Below are 16880 nucleotides of genomic sequence, written 5' to 3' on the forward strand. Positions count from 1 at the left end.
TTACGTGCGTGCACGCAGGGAAATTTGCTTCAGGTACGCCTTGGGCGTGAGGCCGGTGTGTTCCCGGAAGCACTTGTAGAACGCTGACAGTGAGTTGAAGCCGGCGCTGAACGCCAACTCGTCAATCGTTGCCTCGACGCTGTCGTTGTCCAGGCTGGCCATCAGGTGTTGCAAGCGAGCCTGGTTGACGTAGCGGTAGAAGCTTTGCCCAAGCACCTGGTTGAGCAGGTAGGAAATCTGGTTGCGGCTGTAACCACTGGCGTCGGCGACCTGCTGCAGGTCCAGCTCCGGGTCCAGGTAGGGGCGCTGGCGCTGGAAGTAGTGTTCCAGGTCCTGGGCCATGGTCGACAGTTGCCGTGGTGACAACCCCAGGCGGCTGGTGGCAGGGCGCGGGCCGGTACTGGTGCGCCCGCTGCTGTTCTGGCGAACCAGCGTGGCGTATTCGTTGACCCGCCAGATCAGGCCGTCCTTGACGGTGATCGCCTCGCTGGACTGGAACGCCACCAGGCCATCGCCACCCTGGACCGTGACCTGGTACTGGATGAACGCGGTGCAGCCATCGACGCGGATACGGTCACTGTGAACGATGTCTTCGCCGGCTTCATGGGGCAGGCAGGCGCGTACGTAGTCGCGCATCTCAACGTAGCCAAGCACCCGGTTCTGGAAAAAGTCGTGGTACTGGATGTCGGGGTGGTACAGCGCTATGACCCCGTCCAGGTCTCGATGCTTCCAGCACAGGTGGTAGCGCAGCACGGTGTCAGCGGTGAGCGGGGTCTGGGCGGAGTCGTCAGGGAGCGTCATTGCCAGATCATGCCTCGCCGGCGTAAAGGCCACAATATTGCAGAACACCTGATGCCGGAGCGCCACTCGCGCTTTTTGCACGATTCTTAAATCAAAGAATTCACTAACTATCTGATTTTTATATAAGTAATTTTTTGTAATGAATGGCACAGCCTCTGCAACGGTTACTGCGCGAATGGACTTCTCGCTAACAACATACATAGGCGCACATATCATGATCCCCTCTGCCGACTCCTCCGTTTTCGATACTCAAGGCCGCTCAGGTGTTTCCTGGGCGGCCATCTTCGCGGGTGCTGCTGCGGCGGCCGCTTTATCCCTGATATTGGTGGTGCTGGGTGCGGGCTTGGGCTTTGCCGCCACTTCACCTTGGGCCAACGAGGGCGCGAGCGCGAAAACGCTGGCGGTTTCCACCATCATCTGGCTGTTGCTGACGCAGATCATCGCTTCTGGCCTGGGCGGGTATATCGCCGGCAGGCTGCGTGTGAAGTGGGCCAACTTGCATGGCGATGAAGTGTACTTCCGCGACACCGCCCATGGGTTCCTGTCCTGGGCAGTCGCCACCTTGGTAGCTGCGATGCTGGTCCTGGGTACGGCGGGCAACCTGGTAGGTGCTGGAGCCAGCGCGGCGACGCAAGTGGTTGGCATGAGTGCTGCTGCCGGTGGCGCGGCGGCTGCCAATGCCGATAAGGATTCGATGGGGTATTTCGTCGACAGCCTGTTCCGTGGTGACGGCCCTGCGCCGGTGAGCGAGGACGCTGCCAATGGGGTAGCGGCGCGCATTCTGGCCAAGGGCCTGGCAGGTGACGGTGCACTTGCGCCTGAAGACCGCGCTTACCTGGCGCAGTTGGTGGCGCAACGCACCCGCCTGACCCAACCCGAAGCAGAGGCCCGCGTCGACCAGGTGATGGCCCAGGTTCAACAGCTCAAGCTGCAGGCCAAGCAAGCGGCTGACGCTGCCGCGAAGGCTGCTGCATGGACCGCGCTGTGGACCTTTGTAGCACTGCTGTGTGGCGCCTTCTTCGCCAGCCTTGCAGCGCTTTATGGTGGTCGCCGTCGTGACCAGGTGCAGTGGCTGGAAGGCGAATACGTCGCCCATCGCACCATTCAACGTTAAGCAAGGAGAACCGACATGCGCTCGATACTGCTCTGGATGCTTGGGGTACCGATTCCGGTCATCATCCTGATCGCCCTTTTCATGCATTGACCGAAAGAGTCGCTTTGCGGCCCTTTCGCAGCATAAGGCTGCGAACGGGGCGCAAAGCGCCCCCGGTCATCTACAGAAACTGCTCCGCATAATGGCAAGACACCTGCCGCGTACTCACCTGCCGCAACGCCGGCACCTCCTTGGCACAGCGCTCGGTCGCATACGGGCACCGCTTGTGAAACGCACACCCATCCGGCGGGTTGAGCGGGTTGGGCAATTCCCCGGCAATGCGGATCTTCGGCTTCAGCGGGTCCGGGTGAATAGTGGGAGTTGCCGACAGCAACGCCTGGGTATACGGGTGCAACGGCCTCTCGTAGATATCCTCTTTCGGCCCCATTTCCGCCGGTCGCCCGAGGTACATCACCAGCACCTGATCGGCCACATGTCGCACCACCGCCAGGTTGTGCGAGATGAACACGTAGGCGGTGTTGAATTCCTTCTGCAAGTCCATGAACAGGTTCAGTACCTGCGCCTGGATCGACACGTCCAATGCCGAAGTCGGCTCGTCCGCTACCAGCACTTTTGGCTGCAGCATCATCGCCCGGGCCAGGGCGATACGCTGGCGCTGGCCACCCGAGAACATGTGCGGGTAGCGCTGGTAGTGCTCGGGGCGCAGGCCCACCTGCTCCATCATCTTCTGCACTTTGTCGCGCCGCTCGGCCTTGCTCAGTGACGTGTTGATCAGCAGGGGCTCGGCCAGCTGGTCGCCAATCTTCTGTCGGGGATTGAGCGAAGCGTAGGGGCTCTGGAACACCATCTGCACGTCGCGGCGCAGTTGCTTGCGCTCAGCCTTGCTGGCGCCTTTCACCTCGGTGCCGGCGATTTGCAGCGAGCCGGAGGAGGGCTCTTCGATCAGGGTCAGTGCGCGGGCCAGGGTCGATTTGCCACAGCCGGACTCGCCAACCACGGCCAGGGTCTTGCCGGCTTCCAGGTCGAACGACACACCATTCAGTGCACGGACCAACGCATGGCCTTTGAACAGCCCGCGGGAGACTTCGTAATGCCGGGTCAGCTCCCGGGCGGATAGAACGACGGTCATTACGCCACCTCCTGGTTCAGCGGGTAGAAGCAGCGCACCAGGCTGTACGCCTGGGGATCAAGGGGCGGCCGTTGGTGGCGGCAGTTGTCCTGCACATAGGGGCAGCGCGGCGACAACAGGCAGCCGACAGGGCGGTCGTAACGGCCGGGGACGATGCCGGGCAGGGTGGCCAAGCGTTCGGCGCCGATGCTGTGCTCGGGGATCGCTGCCAGCAAGGCTTCGCTGTAGGGGTGGGCAGGCACGTCGAACAACTCAGGCACCTGGCCTACTTCTACCGCCTGGCCGGCGTACATCACGCACACGCGCCTGGCCGTTTCGGCGACCACGGCGAGGTCGTGGGTGATCAGAATGAGCGCCATGTTGCGCTCCTTCTGCAGGTTGACCAGCAGCTCCATGATCTGCGCCTGGATGGTCACGTCCAGTGCGGTGGTCGGTTCGTCGGCGATCAGCAGCTTGGGCTCGCCGGCAATGGCCATGGCAATCGCCACACGCTGGCTCATGCCGCCGGACAGCTGGTGCGGGTAGGCATCCAGGCGGCTTTCCGCTGCCGGGATCTCGACTTTTTTCAGCAGCTCCAGGGCACGCTGGCGCGCGGCCTTGCCCTTCAGGCCCAGGTGCTGGCGCAGCACTTCCTCTATCTGGTAACCCACGGTGTAGCTGGGGTTGAGCGCGGTCATCGGGTCCTGGAAGACCATGGCGATGTCCTTGCCCACCACCTTGCGCCGCTGGCGGCCGCTGAGCTTGAGCATGTCGGTGCCATCGAAGGTGAGGGCGTCGGCGGTGATGCGCCCGGGGGCGTCGATCAGGCCCATCAAGGCCATCATGGTGACCGATTTGCCCGAGCCGGATTCGCCGACGATGGCCAGGATTTCGCCGGCTTCTACCGTCAGGTCCAGTCCGTCGACCACCGGTACCGCCGTGGCGTCGCCGAAGCGCACGTTCAGGTTGTTGATCTGCAACAGTGACATGGCGTTCTCCTCAGGCGGCGTTCTTGAGTTTCGGGTCCAGCGCATCGCGCAGGCCGTCGCCCATCAGGTTGATTGCCAGCACACTGAGCAGAATGGTCAGGCCAGGCAGGCTCACCACCCACCAGGCGCGCTCGATGTAGTCTCGGGCCGAAGCCAGCATGGTGCCCCACTCCGGGGTTGGCGGCTGTACGCCGAGGCCGAGGAAACCCAGGGCAGCGGCGTCGAGGATCGCCGAGGAGAAGCTGAGGGTTGCCTGCACGATCAGCGGTGCCATGCAGTTGGGCAGCACGGTGACGAACATCAGCCGTGGCAGCCCGGCACCGGCCAGGCGTGCTGCGGTCACGTAGTCGCGGTTCAGCTCGCCCATCACGGCGGCACGGGTCAGGCGCACGTAGGAGGGCAGGGAAACGATGGCAATGGCAATGACGGTGTTGATCAGGCCTGGGCCGAGGATGGCAACGATGGCCACCGCCAGCAGCAGCGAGGGCAGGGCCAGCATCACGTCCATCAGACGCATGACCGATGGGCCGAGCAATTGCGGGAAAAAGCCAGCCAGCAGGCCCAGCAGGATGCCCGGGATCAGCGATATCACCACTGACGACAGGCCGATCAGCAGCGACAGCCGCGCGCCCTGGATCAAGCGTGAAAGCAGGTCGCGGCCCAGCTCGTCAGTGCCGAGGATGAATTGCCAGGTGCCGCCCTCCAGCCACACGGGCGGTGTCAGCAGGAAGTCGCGGTACTGTTCGCTGGGGTCATGCGGGGCGACCCACGGTGCAAACAGCGCACAGAACACCACCAGGCACATGAAGGCCAGGCCCATTACAGCGCCTTTGTTGCGCGCGAAGGCTTGCCAGAACTCTTTGTAGGGCGAGGGGTAGAGCAGGCTCTGGTCCACCGGGCTGGCCGGCGACACGGATTTGGGAATCGGGCTAGTCATGGCAAGGGCCTCAGCGCTGATGACGGATGCGTGGGTTGGCCAGGCCGTAGAGAATGTCCACGACGAAGTTGACCAGGATCACCAGGCAGGCGATCAACAGGATGCCGTTCTGGACCACGGGGTAGTCACGGGCGCCGATGGCTTCGATCAGCCATTTGCCGATGCCCGGCCAGGAAAAGATGGTTTCGGTCAGCACCGCACCGGCCAGCAATGTGCCGACCTGCAGGCCGAACACGGTCAGCACCGGGATCAAGGCATTGCGCAGGCCATGCACGAACACCACGCGTGCTGGCGACAGGCCTTTGGCGCGGGCGGTGCGGATGTAGTCTTCGCGCAGTACTTCGAGCATCGACGAGCGGGTCATGCGGGCGATGACCGCCAGCGGGATGGTGCCGAGCACGATGGCCGGCAATATCAGGTGCATCACCGCGTCCTTGAACGCGCCTTCCTCATCACTGAGCAGCGTGTCGATCAGCATGAAGCCGGTTTTGGGCTCGATGTCGTAGAGCAGGTCGATGCGCCCGGACACCGGGGTCCAGCCCAGGCTCACCGAGAAGAACATGATCAGGATCAGGCCCCACCAGAAGATCGGCATTGAGTAGCCGGCCAAGGAAATACCCATCACTCCATGGTCGAACAGCGAACCGCGCTTGAGCGCGGCGATCACCCCGGCCAGCAGGCCGACGATGCCGGCGAACAGCAGGGCGGCGAAGGCCAGTTCCAGGGTGGCCGGGAACAAGGTGAGAAACTCGCTCCACACGCTTTCGCGGGTACGCAGCGATTCACCCAGGTCACCTTGGGCGAGCTTGCCCACATAGTCCAGGTACTGGACCGGCAGTGGTTTGTTCAGGCCCAGGCGTTCCATGGCCTGGGCATGCATTTCGGGGTCGACCCTGCGCTCGCCCATCATGACTTCCACCGGGTCGCCGGGGATCAGGCGTATGAGCGCGAAGGTCAGCAAGGTGATGCCGAAAAAGGTCGGTATCAGCAGGCCCAGGCGCCGGGCAATAAAGCTCAACATTGTCGGGGTTACCTCTTCAGACCGTGCGGCCAGTAGCACGCCACGGCAGTGCCGCCGGTCCCCGTGTGGGTTGCCGGCGGTCGTAGTTGTTCTACTTCACCTTGGTGGTGGCGAAGTTATTTTTGGTCAGAGGGCTGATCACGTAGCCCTCCACGTTGTCACGCATGGCCACGAACACCTTGGGGTGGGCCATGCTGATCCAGGGTTGGTCGTCATCGTACACCTTCAATGCCTCGCTATAGAGCCTTGCACGTTCGTCGTCGTTGATCACTTCGCGGGCGCGGGTGATCAGCTCCTGGAATTTCGGGTTGCACCAGCGGGCGTAGTTTTCGCCGTTCTTCGCCGCTTCGCAGCTCAGCAGCGGGGTGAGGAAGTTATCGGGGTCGCCGTTGTCGCCGGCCCAGCCGGTGGACACCAGGTCGGCTTCGCCCTTTTTGGCGCGGCGCAGCATTTCGGCCCACTCCATCACGCGGATATCCAGCTTCAGGCCGATCTGCTTCAGGTCAGCCTGCAGCATTTCGGCGGAGAGCCGCGGGTTAGGATTGGTCATGCCGCCGCCGTTGCGGGTGAACAGCGTGATCACCGTGCCCTGCGGCACGCCAGCTTCCTTGAGCAGCGCGCGCGCCTTGTCGAGGTCACGTGGCGGGTTCTGGTTACGGGTGTTGTAACCGATCATGGTCGGTGGATAAGGGTTCACGCCGACCAGCGCATTGCCTTTGCCAAAAAGCTGGTCAACGTGGGCCTGGCGGTCGAAGGCCATGTCGATGGCTTTGCGCACGCGCACATCGCTGAGGTATTTGTGCTCGGTATTCATGGCGATGTAGCCGGTGACCAGCGCTTCGGTCTCGGCCACCTTGAGCCTGGGGGCGGCCTTGATCGCCGGTACGTCTTCCGGCTTGGGGTACAGCGCGATCTGGCACTCGTTGGCGCGCAACTTCTGCAGGCGCACGTTGCTGTCGGTCGCGATGGCGAACACCAGGGCATCGGCCGGCGGTTTGCCCCCGAAGTAGTCCGGGTTGGGCTTGAAGCGGACCTGGGCGTCCTTGTTGTAGCGCTGGAAGATGAACGGGCCGGTGCCGATCGGCTTGCTGTTCAGCTCGGCGGTTTTACCGGCCTTGAGCAATTGGTCGCCGTATTCGGCGGAATAGATCGACGTGAAGCCCATGGCCATGTCGCGCAGGAACGGTGCTTCGGCCCGGGTGAGGGTGATCACCACGGTGTGGTCGTCAGTCTTGTCCACCGACTTGAGCAGGCTCTTGAAGGCCATGCTTTCGAAATACGGGTAACCGACACTGGTCTTGTCATGCCAAGGGTGCGCAGGGTCGAGCTGACGGCGCAGGCTCCATAGCACATCGTCGGCGTTGAACGTGCGCGTGGGGGTGAAGTAGTCGGTGCTGTGGAATTTGACGCCCTGACGCAAATGGAAGGTGTAGGTCAGGCCGTCTGGGGAAATGTCCCAGCGTTCGGCCAGCGCTGGCTCGATGTCGGTGGTACCTGGCTTGAAGTCGACCAGGCGATTGAACAGCGTTTCGGCGGTGGCATCGAACGTGACGCCGGTGGTGTACTGCACAACGTCGAACCCTTCCGGGCTGGCCTCGGTACACACCACCAGCGGTTTGGCCGCTAGCTGCGTGGCGCTGCTCAGCACCAGCGCGGCCAGGGCAAGGCGTAACGGTATCGATTTGATGAAAGCGCTCTGCATGGGTCACGGACTCCCGGCTTGCATTGATTCCAGCGTAGCTGCCACGGCCCGCAGCGAAACGGGCCGTGGCGCCAGCGGTCAGAGAATGTTGAATGGAATGGTGGTCACCACCCGGAACTCGTCGAGGCTGCCGTCACCTTGTGCCTTGCTGGCGCGGTGCGCGGTATAGGTGGCGCGGATGCTGGTGTCTTTCAGCGGCCCGCTTTGCACCGCATAGCTGGTGCCGATGCCCCACTCGTAGTGGTTTTCGCCGTCCAGGCCATTCACGTCGTAGGCCGTGCCACGGTAATGGGTGCCGTCGATATCCCAGCCACGGGCGTTGTAGAGGTTGAACTTCAGGCCCGGCACGCCATAGGGCGCCATGTTCAGTACGTAGGAGATCTTCAGCGATTTTTCGTTGGGGCCGTTGAAGTCCGACAGCAGCGAGTTGGCCAGGTAGATGCCGTTGGTCTCGTGCAGGTAGTCGAAGTACTCGTTGCCGTTGACCTGCTGCCAGGAGGCACCGAGGGTGTGGGCCTGATGGGTCAGGTCGAGCGACAGGCTGTAGACGTCGTTGTCGATCTTGCCCATTTTCTGGCTGCCGGCGTCTACGGTCTTGTAGTAGTTCAGGCCGGTGCTCAGGCTGAGTACCGCGCTGTCGCCCAGCATGTGGTTGGCGCCGAAGTAGTACTGGTTCCAGAAGTCGTCGACCTTGGTGGCGTACAGGCTGGTGCTCAGGCTCTTGAACGGCTGGTAGTTGATGCCGGCGGTACTGGCGCGGTCGGTTTCTACGCCGGTGGCGCTGTATTCGCTGCGGAATTTGCTGAGGCTTTGCTCGGTACGCGGCGAGACGCGGTCGAAGGTGCCCGCGTCGAAGCTGAGGTTTTCGAACTCGGCGCTGTGCAGGAACGCACCCTGGAAACTCGACGGCAGGGCGCGGTTGCCGATGTAGGCGATCATCGGCGTGTCCACCGACTGACGGCCGAGGGTAAGGGTGGTGTTGGACACGCGCGCTTTGATATTGCCCAAGCCCAGCTTGCTCCACTGGCCGATGGGGTCGCCATCGCTGTGGGTGAGCGTGCGGTTGTTGGGGCCGGCGACGGCCTGGCGGCTCTGTTGCAGGGCGATGGCGTTATAGCCGGCGGCCTCGACGGCAAAGCCTACGGTGCCTTGGGTGAAGCCGGAGCTGTAGTTGAGGATGGTGCCCTGCAGCCAGTTTTCGCGGCTGTGGGTGGCGTGGCGGGTGCCGTCGCTTTTGTAGTAGCGCCACAGCGGGGCGCGGGCGGCGCGCTCGCGGGCGTACCAGTTGCGGGTGGTGCCGGACAGGCTCTGGCCGTCGATGAAGCCGCTGGCTTGTGCCTGCTCGCTGCTGGCTTTGAGGGTGAGTGGAATGTATTCCTGGCTTTGCGGGTCGGCCTGGGCCACGGTGGATAAGGCACTGATGGATAAAGCCAGTGCTGTCAAGGTGAATACTCTCAAGGTTGAAGCTCCCATTCTTTTCTAGTTATTGCCGGCCTTGTGGGCCGGATGGTTGTTGCGGTGTTGCCAGGGTTGCCGCGGGATCACCGGGCTAAATCGGGGGCGTTGTGTTGGCCGGTACTGGCTAACGCTTAATCAACACTCACACCGGAAAAATCATTGCGCCCAAACGGGCTGACCTTGAACTGGGAAACCTTGACGCTGAGCGGTTGGTTAACCGTGGAATGCGCAACAGGGGTAATCGGCACCTGTTGCTTCAACCGCTGCTGGGCCTGCTGGTACAGGGCGGTGCGCTGGGTGCGGTCGGTAACCTGCTTAGCTTGCTTGACCAGGCTGTCGTACTGCGGGTCGCACCACAGCGAGTAGTTGTTGCTGCCGATGGCATCGCAGCTGTAGAGGGTGCCCAGCCAGTTGTCCGGGTCGCCGTTGTCACCGGTCCAGCCGATCAGGGCGATGTCGTGCTCGCCGCTTTTCATGCGCTTGATATACTCGCCCCATTCATAGCTGACGATGCGCACCTTGAAGCCGAGCTTGCTCCAGTCGGCCTGGAGCATTTCAGCCATCAGCTTGGCGTTAGGGTTGTACGGGCGCTGTACGGGCATGGCCCACAGGGTTATCTCGGTGCCAGGCTTGACCCCTGCCTGCTGGAGCAGCTGTTTGGCCTTTTCCGGGTCGTAGGGTGCGTCCTTGAGGCTTTCGTCATAGGACCACTGGGTGGGCGGCATGGCGTTGACCGCCTGTTGGCCGGAGTCCTGATACACCGCCTGGATGATGGCTGTCTTATTCACCGCCATGTCCATCGCCTGGCGTACTTCCAGGCGGTCGAATGGCGGGTGCTGGGTGTTGTAGGCGATGTAGCCGAGGTTGAAGCCCGGCTGCTGCAGCACCTGCAGCTTGTTGTCGGCCTTGAGTGCCGGCAGGTCGGCCGGGCGTGGGTGCAGGGTGACCTGGCATTCGTTGCGGCGCAGCTTCTGGATACGCACTGAGGGGTCGATGTTGATCGAGAACACCAGGTTGTCGATCTTCACTTCATTCGGTGCCCAGTAATCCTTGTTGCCCTTGTAGCGGATCTGCGAATCCTTCTGGTAACGCTGGAACACGAACGGCCCGGTGCCGATGGGCTGCTGGTTGATGTCGCTGGGGCGACCGCTGGCCATCAGCTGGTTGGCGTATTCGGCAGAGAGGATGGAGGCGAAACTCATGGCCAGGTTCTGGATGAACGCGGCGTCGACTTCGTTGAGGGTGAACTTCACCGTGTGCTCGTCGAGTTTCTTCACCTTCGCGATGTTCTTGTCCAGGCCCATGCTGATGAAATAGGGAAATTCGGTGGGGTAGGCCTTGCGGAACGGATGGCCCTTGTCGAGCATGCGATTGAACGTGAACAGCACGTCGTCGGCGTTGAAGTCACGGCTCGGGGTAAAGGCCTTGTTGCTGTGGAACTTCACCCCTTCGCGCAGGTGGAAGGTGTACTGCAGGCCGTCGTCCGATACCTCCCAGTGCGTCGCCAGGGCAGGGTGTACGGCGGTGCCGCCGCGCTCGAACTCCACCAAGCGGTTGTAGATCGGTTCGGCGGCGTCGTTGTCGGTGGCGGTGGTGTACTGGGCGGTGTCGAAGCCGGCAGGGCTGCCTTCGGAGCAGAACACCAGGTTGTTGGCCAGCAGGGCCGGGGATTGGCTGAGCAGTCCGAGGGCTAGCAGGGTCGATAGGCAAGTAGCGTGGCGCATGGCGAGTCCTTTTTCATCTGTTTGCACCGCCTCGGGGTACGAATGACGGCAACAGTTCGCCTACCCCGCGGCGGGTAGCCGCAGGACGACATAAAGAGGTGATGGGGGAAGGCACCCGCTATTGCGCGGGTGCCGCAGTTACCCTATTTGTCCACGCTGACGCCATAGAAGGAGTTCAGCGCAAACGGGCTGATCTTGAAGTCCTTCACCTTGGCGCTCATGGGCTGGTACACGGTGGAGTGGGCGATCGGGGTGATCGGTACCTGCTCCTTGAGTATGTGCTGTGCTTTCTGGTACAGCTCGGTGCGCTTGGCCTGGTCGGAGGTGGCCTTGGCCTGCTTGATCAGGTCGTCGTAGGGCTTGAAGCACCATTTGGAGAAGTTGTTGCCTTCGACCGCATCGCAGCCGTAAAGGGTGCCCAGCCAGTTGTCCGGGTCGCCGTTGTCGCCGCTCCAGCCAATCAGCATCGCGCCCTGTTCGCCGCCTTTGGAGCGTTTGATGTACTCGCCCCATTCGTAGCTGACGATTTTTGCCTTGATGCCGATCTTGGACCAGTCCGATTGCAACATCTCGGCCATCAGCTTGGCATTGGGGTTGTACGGGCGTTGCACGGGCATGGCCCACAGGGTGATTTCGGTGCCTTCCTTGATGCCGGCTTCCTTGAGCAGTTGCTTGGCCTTTTCGGGGTCGTATGGCGCATCCTTGATGCTGTCGTCATACGACCACTGGGTCGGCGGCATGGCGTTGACGGCCAACTGGCCGGCGCCCTGATAGACCGATTCGATGATCTTCTTCTTGTCCACCGCCATGTCCAGCGCCTGGCGCACTTTCAGCTGGGCCATCGGGTTGGCCTCATTACTGCCCTTGATCTTGTCCATCACGTTGTAGGCGATGTAGCCGAGGTTGAAGCCGGCCTGCTGTGGCATTTGCAGGTTCTTGTCGGCCTTTAGCGGCTCGATGTCGGCCGGGCGGGGGAACAGGGTGACCTGGCACTCGTTCTTCTTCAGCTTCTGCATGCGCACCGAGGCGTCGGTGGTGATGGCGAAGATCAGGTTGTCGATCTTCACATCATCGGGCTGCCAGTAGTCCTTGTTGCCCTTGAAGCGGACCTGCGCGTCTTTCTGATACTTGCTGAACACGAACGGGCCGGTACCGATCGGCTTCTGGTTGATGTCGGCCGCCTTGCCGTTTTTCAGCAACTGGTCAGCGTATTCGGCGGACTGGATGGAGGCGAAACTCATGGCCAGGTTCTGGATGAACGCGGCGTCGACTTCATTGAGGGTGAACTTCACCGTGTGCTCGTCGAGTTTCTCCACCTTGGCGATGTTCTTGTCCATGCCCATGTCGGTGAAGTACGGGAACTCGGTGGGGTAGGCCTTGCGGAACGGGTGGTCCTTGTCGAGCATGCGGTTGAAGGTGAACAGCACGTCGTCGGCGTTGAAGGGGCGGGAGGGCTTGAAGTAGTCGGTGGTGTGGAACTTGACGCCTTCACGCAGGTGGAAGGTGTAGGTCTTGCCGTCGTCGGACACTTCCCATTTGGTCGCCAGGCCCGGGATGACTGCTGTACCGCCGCGTTCGAACTGGGTCAGGCGGTTGAACACGGTCTCGGCCGAGGCGTCGAAGTCGGTCCCGGTGGTGTACTGCCCCGGGTCGAAACCGGCCGGGCTGCCTTCGGAGCAGAACACCAGGTTGGACGCGGCAAGCGCCGACGGTGCGCCGGTGAGCAAGCCTGCACCCAGCAGGAACGGAATGACTGCGTGTTTGAGCATGGTGGCCTCATTGTTGTCATTTTTCGGATGAGGTGGCCTCGTGAGCCGACCTGCGGATACTTATGCAGGGGATGTTCCCAATGCAACAGGTAGAAGGATAGTTGGCGCCAGAAAGGTGGTACGTTCGTACATGGATGTCGCATCGGTATAACTTTCGACGAAGTTAAACGTTTGCGCAGGCAAAATGATGGCATTTTGCAGGATGTTTCGAGGCGGGATTAAATGTAGGAAGCACCTTAGTGGTGCGTAGGAAATGTCTGAAATCGCAAAATTGAAGGTGGGCGCGGTCTTTGTGGGAGCGCCCCGGCAAGGCCGCTCCCACAGCGAGTTCGTAGCTTTACGGCATCTGCACTTCGATCAAGCCATCGGCATTCATGCTCACTTCACTGGTACCCGCCTCGATATCCGGCGCTGGCGCCGCCTCGTCCGCCCCCATGGCCTTCATTGCCATCGGTGCGCTACGCAGGTACGGGCGCGGGTAGCCGCTGCTGTTGAGGTTCAGGCTGACCACTTTGTAGCCCTTGCCGCCCAGCGCCTCGGTGGCCAGTTGCGCACGCGCCTTGAAGGCATCGACTGCGTCCTTGAGCAGTGCATCCTCGCTGGCCTTGCGTGTGGCCGGGGCAATGGAGAAGTCCATGCCGCCCATTTTCAGTTCTTGCAGCAGGTCGGCGGTAAGCTGGGACAGGGCCGGGAAGTTGGCGCTTTCCAGGCGCAGCTCGGCGCGCTCGCGCCAGCCGGTGATCTTCTGGCCCTTGCTGTCATAGACCGGGTAGCTGTTGCGGCTGCCCTGGCTGATCTTCACGTCCTTGACCTGGCGCGACTGCTGCACGGCCTTGTTCATGGTTTCGGTGATCTGCTTGGCGAGCTTGCCCGGGTCGGTGTTCTGCGCTTCGCTGTACAGGGTCACGACCATCAGGTCACGCGCCACTTCCTTGCTGACTTCGGCACGCAGCGATACCTGGTTGTAACGCGGTTCATCGGCAGCCAGCACCGGCAGGCTGGCGAGCAGGCCGCAAGACAGGACAAGGGCGGCGCCGCGACGAGGGATTTGCATGTGGTACTCCTTGGCAATAAAAGGCGTGGGGTCTGGTCATCCATTCCACGCATGGCCCATGTGACCGGCAACAGTGTAGTGGGTTCAAAAGTGCCATCATGAACCTGTGACAAAGTGTGGCGCTTTGCCGCATCGCTGCAGCGAGGCGCCCGGCTTCGGTATACTCCAGCCGATTTTTCTGGAGCACTCATCAGGAGAGCTCATGCTCGCCGCCGTACAACCGCTGTCTGCTACCCGCCAGAACCTCTGGCGCCTGACCGTCATTCGGGTCCTGGTCCTGGCTGCTCAGGCAGGCTCCGTGGGCGTTGCCTACTGGACCGAACTGCTGCCTTTACCTTGGCTGTCGCTGGCTGGCACCTTGGCCTTGTCCTCGCTGCTGTGCGCCTTCACGGCCCTGCGCCTGCGCCTGTCGCTGCCGGTCACCGAAATGGAATATGCCCTGCAGCTGGCCTGCGACCTGCTGATCCACAGTGCCTTGCTGTATTACTCCGGTGGCTCGACCAACCCGTTCGTGTCGTATTACCTGGTACCGCTGGCGATTGCTGCGGTGACCTTGCCGTGGCTGTATTCGCTGATTCTTTCGGGCATTGCCCTGACGGCCTACAGCCTGCTGCTGGTACAGTTCTACCCGCTCGAAGGCCTGCCGATGGCGCGGGACAAGATGCAGGTGTACGGCATGTGGCTCAGTATTGCCCTGGCCGCAGCGGTGATCACCTTCTTTGCTGCGCGCATGGCCGAAGAGCTGCGCCGCCAGGAGCAACTGCGTTCCGAGCGCAGGGAAGAAAGCCTGCGAGACGAGCAGCTACTGGCCGTGGCCACCCAGGCCGCTGGCGCCGCCCATGAACTGGGCACGCCGTTGGCGACCATGAGCGTGCTACTGAATGAAATGCGCCAAGACCACGCCGACCCGTTGCTGCAAGAAGACCTGCAGATCCTTCAGGACCAGGTAAAACTGTGTAAAGAGACTTTGCAGCAGCTGGTGCGCGCCGCCGAAGCCAACCGCCGCCTGGCGATCGTGGAGCAGGACGTGACTGCCTGGCTGGACGAGGCGCTGAACCGCTGGCACCTGATGCGCCCGGAAGCCAGTTACCGCTTCCAGCGCCTGCGCGACGGCAAAGTGCCGCGCCTGACGCCGCCACCGGACCTGACCCAGGCGTTGCTGAACCTGTTGAACAATGCCGCCGATGCCTGCCCCGATGACCTGGAAGTGCGCCTGGACTGGGATGCCCACGACATCGTCATCAGCATCCGCGACCACGGCCCGGGCGTGCCGCCGGCCATTGCCGAAGCCATCGGCAAACCCTTCATTACCACCAAGGGCAAAGGCTTCGGCCTTGGCCTGTTCTTGAGCAAGGCCAGCGTGACCCGTGCGGGCGGTTCGGTGAAACTCTATAGTCATGAACAGGGTGGCACCCTGACCGAACTGCGCCTGCCCTATGGCAAGCGAGGAGATGAATGATGAGCGAAGAAAACCAGGTCGAAAGCGAAGAGCTGCCGCACCTGCTGCTGGTGGACGACGATGCCACCTTCACCCGGGTCATGGCCCGGGCCATGAGCCGCCGCGGTTTCCGCGTGAGCACTGCCAGTTCTGCCGAGGAGGGCTTGATCCTGGCCCAGCAGGACCTGCCGGACTACGCCACGCTGGACCTGAAGATGGACGGCGACTCAGGCCTGGTGCTGCTGCCCAAGCTGCTGGAACTGGACCCGGAAATGCGCGTGGTGATCCTGACCGGGTACTCGAGCATTGCCACGGCGGTGGAGGCGGTGAAGCGGGGCGCCTGCAACTACCTGTGCAAACCGGCCGACGCCGATGACGTGCTGGCGGCGCTGCTGTCGGAGCACACCGACCTGGATACCCTGGTGCCAGAAAACCCGATGTCGGTCGACCGCCTGCAGTGGGAGCATATCCAGCGCGTATTGAATGAGCACGAGGGCAACATCTCGGCCACTGCACGGGCGCTGGGCATGCACCGGCGTACCTTGCAGCGCAAATTGCAGAAGCGGCCGGTTCGGCGCTGATTCTTGCAGGGCCTGTACCGGCCCTTTCGCGGGCAGGCCCGCTCCCACAGGTACCGCGCCGCCCATCACAGCAGCGCAGGACCTATGGGAGCGGGCGCCCGCGAAGAGGCCGGTACAGGCATTAGATAATCTAAAAGACAATTCCTTTTATCGCGCTCGATCCCCGCAAATCCCAGCCGTTGGCGTATCATTAGCCCCCTAACGGCAACCCCTCCAGGATCGCTTGCGCATGCTCGCCCTTCTTATCCAGACGCTGAACATCACGGCACCGGTTTTCGCCATGCTGTTCATGGGTGTACTGCTCAAACGCATCCATCTAATTGATGACAACTTCAACCGCGTCGCCTCGCAACTGGTGTTCAACGTCTGCATGCCGGCGCTGCTGTTCCTCGGCATCTACCACGCTGACCTGGCCTCAGCGATAAAACCGGGTGTCATCCTCTACTTCATCGTCGCCACTCTGGTCGGTTTCGCCATTGCCTGGGGCCTGGCCATCTGGCGCAGCCCGCTGGCAGAGCGAGGCATCTATACCCAGGGCGCGTTTCGCGGCAACAACGGCGTGATCGGCCTGGCCTTGGCCGCCAGCCTGTACGGTGACTATGGTATCTCCTTGGGGGCGGTGCTCGCCGGCCTGGTCATCCTCATGTACAACTCGCTGTCGGCAGTGGTACTGGCGGTGTACAGCCCGGACCTCAAGTCCGACCCGTGGAGCATCTGCAAGAGCATTTTCAGCAACCCGTTGATCATCAGCGTTTTGGTCGCCACGCCCATGGCCTACGGCCAGGTGCCGCTGCCCAACTGGCTGCTGACCTCGGGCGATTACCTGGCGCAGATGACCCTGCCGCTGGCGCTCATCTGCATTGGCGGCACACTGTCGCTGGCGGCGTTGCGCGACAGTGGCAGGCTGGCCATCGATGCCAGCCTGGTGAAGATGGTCTGGCTGCCACTGCTCGGTACCCTCGGTGCATGGTTGTGCGGTTTCCGGGGGGCGGAGCTGGGTATCCTGTTCCTGTACATCGGCAGCCCGACCGCAGCCGCCAGCTATGTGATGGCGCGAGCGGCCAATGGTAACCATGAGCTGGCAGCGTCGATCATCGTGATTACCACGCTAATGGCGGCGATCACCACCAATATTGGCATTTTCATCTTGCAGTGGGGCGGATGGATCTAGATCCTTGACTGCA

General features: G+C 62.1%; 14 protein-coding genes. 4 read left to right on the forward strand and 10 right to left on the reverse strand.

Going from position 1 to position 16880, the window contains the following annotated elements; all coding sequences use genetic code 11:
* Positions 1-801 (reverse strand): AraC family transcriptional regulator, encoded by an 801-nt coding sequence (locus PM2_RS00980; protein ID WP_028698936.1) that lies wholly within the window; start codon positions 799-801, stop codon positions 1-3.
* Positions 802-1015: 214 nt separating this feature from the next.
* On the opposite strand from PM2_RS00980, the gene PM2_RS00985 reads away from it, so the two are divergent.
* Entirely contained in the window at positions 1016-1915 is a 900-nt protein-coding gene (locus tag PM2_RS00985; protein ID WP_028698937.1) for a hypothetical protein, read from the forward strand.
* 160 nt (positions 1916-2075) lie between these two features.
* On the opposite strand, the gene PM2_RS00995 is transcribed toward PM2_RS00985, so the two are convergent.
* The 9 genes from PM2_RS00995 to PM2_RS01035 all read right to left on the reverse strand — a co-directional run bounded on the left by PM2_RS00995 (position 2076) and on the right by PM2_RS01035 (position 13677).
* Positions 2076-3044, reverse strand: coding sequence for a peptide ABC transporter ATP-binding protein (locus PM2_RS00995; protein WP_028698938.1), 969 nt, complete (start codon positions 3042-3044; stop codon positions 2076-2078).
* A complete protein-coding gene (locus PM2_RS01000; RefSeq protein ID WP_016713171.1) occupies positions 3044-4012 on the reverse strand; it encodes an ABC transporter ATP-binding protein in 969 nt (322 codons plus the stop codon). Before PM2_RS01000 ends, PM2_RS00995 begins: the two co-directional genes overlap by 1 nt.
* A gap of 10 nt (positions 4013-4022) precedes the next feature.
* The gene (locus PM2_RS01005) at positions 4023-4949 is read right to left on the reverse strand and encodes an ABC transporter permease subunit (RefSeq protein ID WP_028698939.1); all 927 of its coding nucleotides are present in this window, start codon (positions 4947-4949) and stop codon (positions 4023-4025) included.
* A 10-nt stretch (positions 4950-4959) separates the two neighbouring features.
* Positions 4960-5970, reverse strand: a complete 1011-nt coding sequence (locus PM2_RS01010) for an ABC transporter permease subunit (RefSeq protein ID WP_012316108.1) — start codon at positions 5968-5970, stop codon at positions 4960-4962.
* A 91-nt stretch (positions 5971-6061) separates the two neighbouring features.
* A complete protein-coding gene (locus PM2_RS01015) occupies positions 6062-7672 on the reverse strand; it encodes an ABC transporter substrate-binding protein (protein ID WP_028698940.1) in 1611 nt (536 codons plus the stop codon).
* A 78-nt stretch (positions 7673-7750) separates the two neighbouring features.
* Positions 7751-9130, reverse strand: coding sequence for an OprD family porin (locus PM2_RS01020; protein ID WP_016713168.1), 1380 nt, complete (start codon positions 9128-9130; stop codon positions 7751-7753).
* 131 nt (positions 9131-9261) lie between these two features.
* Complete coding sequence (locus PM2_RS01025) at positions 9262-10854, reverse strand: ABC transporter substrate-binding protein (protein WP_028698941.1); 1593 nt, start codon at positions 10852-10854, stop codon at positions 9262-9264.
* Positions 10855-10997: 143 nt separating this feature from the next.
* Positions 10998-12623, reverse strand: coding sequence for an ABC transporter substrate-binding protein (locus PM2_RS01030; RefSeq protein WP_016713166.1), 1626 nt, complete (start codon positions 12621-12623; stop codon positions 10998-11000).
* Positions 12624-12960: 337 nt separating this feature from the next.
* Positions 12961-13677, reverse strand: coding sequence for an SIMPL domain-containing protein (locus PM2_RS01035; RefSeq protein WP_016713165.1), 717 nt, complete (start codon positions 13675-13677; stop codon positions 12961-12963).
* 202 nt (positions 13678-13879) lie between these two features.
* Here PM2_RS01035 and PM2_RS01040 point away from each other — a divergent pair, with 202 nt between their 5' ends.
* From PM2_RS01040 to PM2_RS01050, 3 genes are all read left to right on the forward strand, one after another.
* Positions 13880-15136: an ATP-binding protein gene (locus PM2_RS01040; protein WP_016713164.1), complete on the forward strand. Its 1257-nt coding sequence runs from the start codon at positions 13880-13882 to the stop codon at positions 15134-15136.
* Entirely contained in the window at positions 15136-15696 is a 561-nt protein-coding gene (locus PM2_RS01045; protein ID WP_003255244.1) for a response regulator transcription factor, read from the forward strand. The genes PM2_RS01040 and PM2_RS01045 overlap by 1 nt, the downstream gene beginning before the upstream one ends.
* Positions 15697-15925: 229 nt before the next feature.
* Positions 15926-16867 (forward strand): AEC family transporter, encoded by a 942-nt coding sequence (locus PM2_RS01050; protein WP_016713163.1) that lies wholly within the window; start codon positions 15926-15928, stop codon positions 16865-16867.
* The last annotated feature ends 13 nt before the right edge of the window (positions 16868-16880 follow it).

Origin of the sequence: Pseudomonas monteilii NBRC 103158 = DSM 14164 (assembly GCF_000730605.1) — a bacterium.
Taxonomy (GTDB): domain Bacteria; phylum Pseudomonadota; class Gammaproteobacteria; order Pseudomonadales; family Pseudomonadaceae; genus Aquipseudomonas; species Aquipseudomonas monteilii.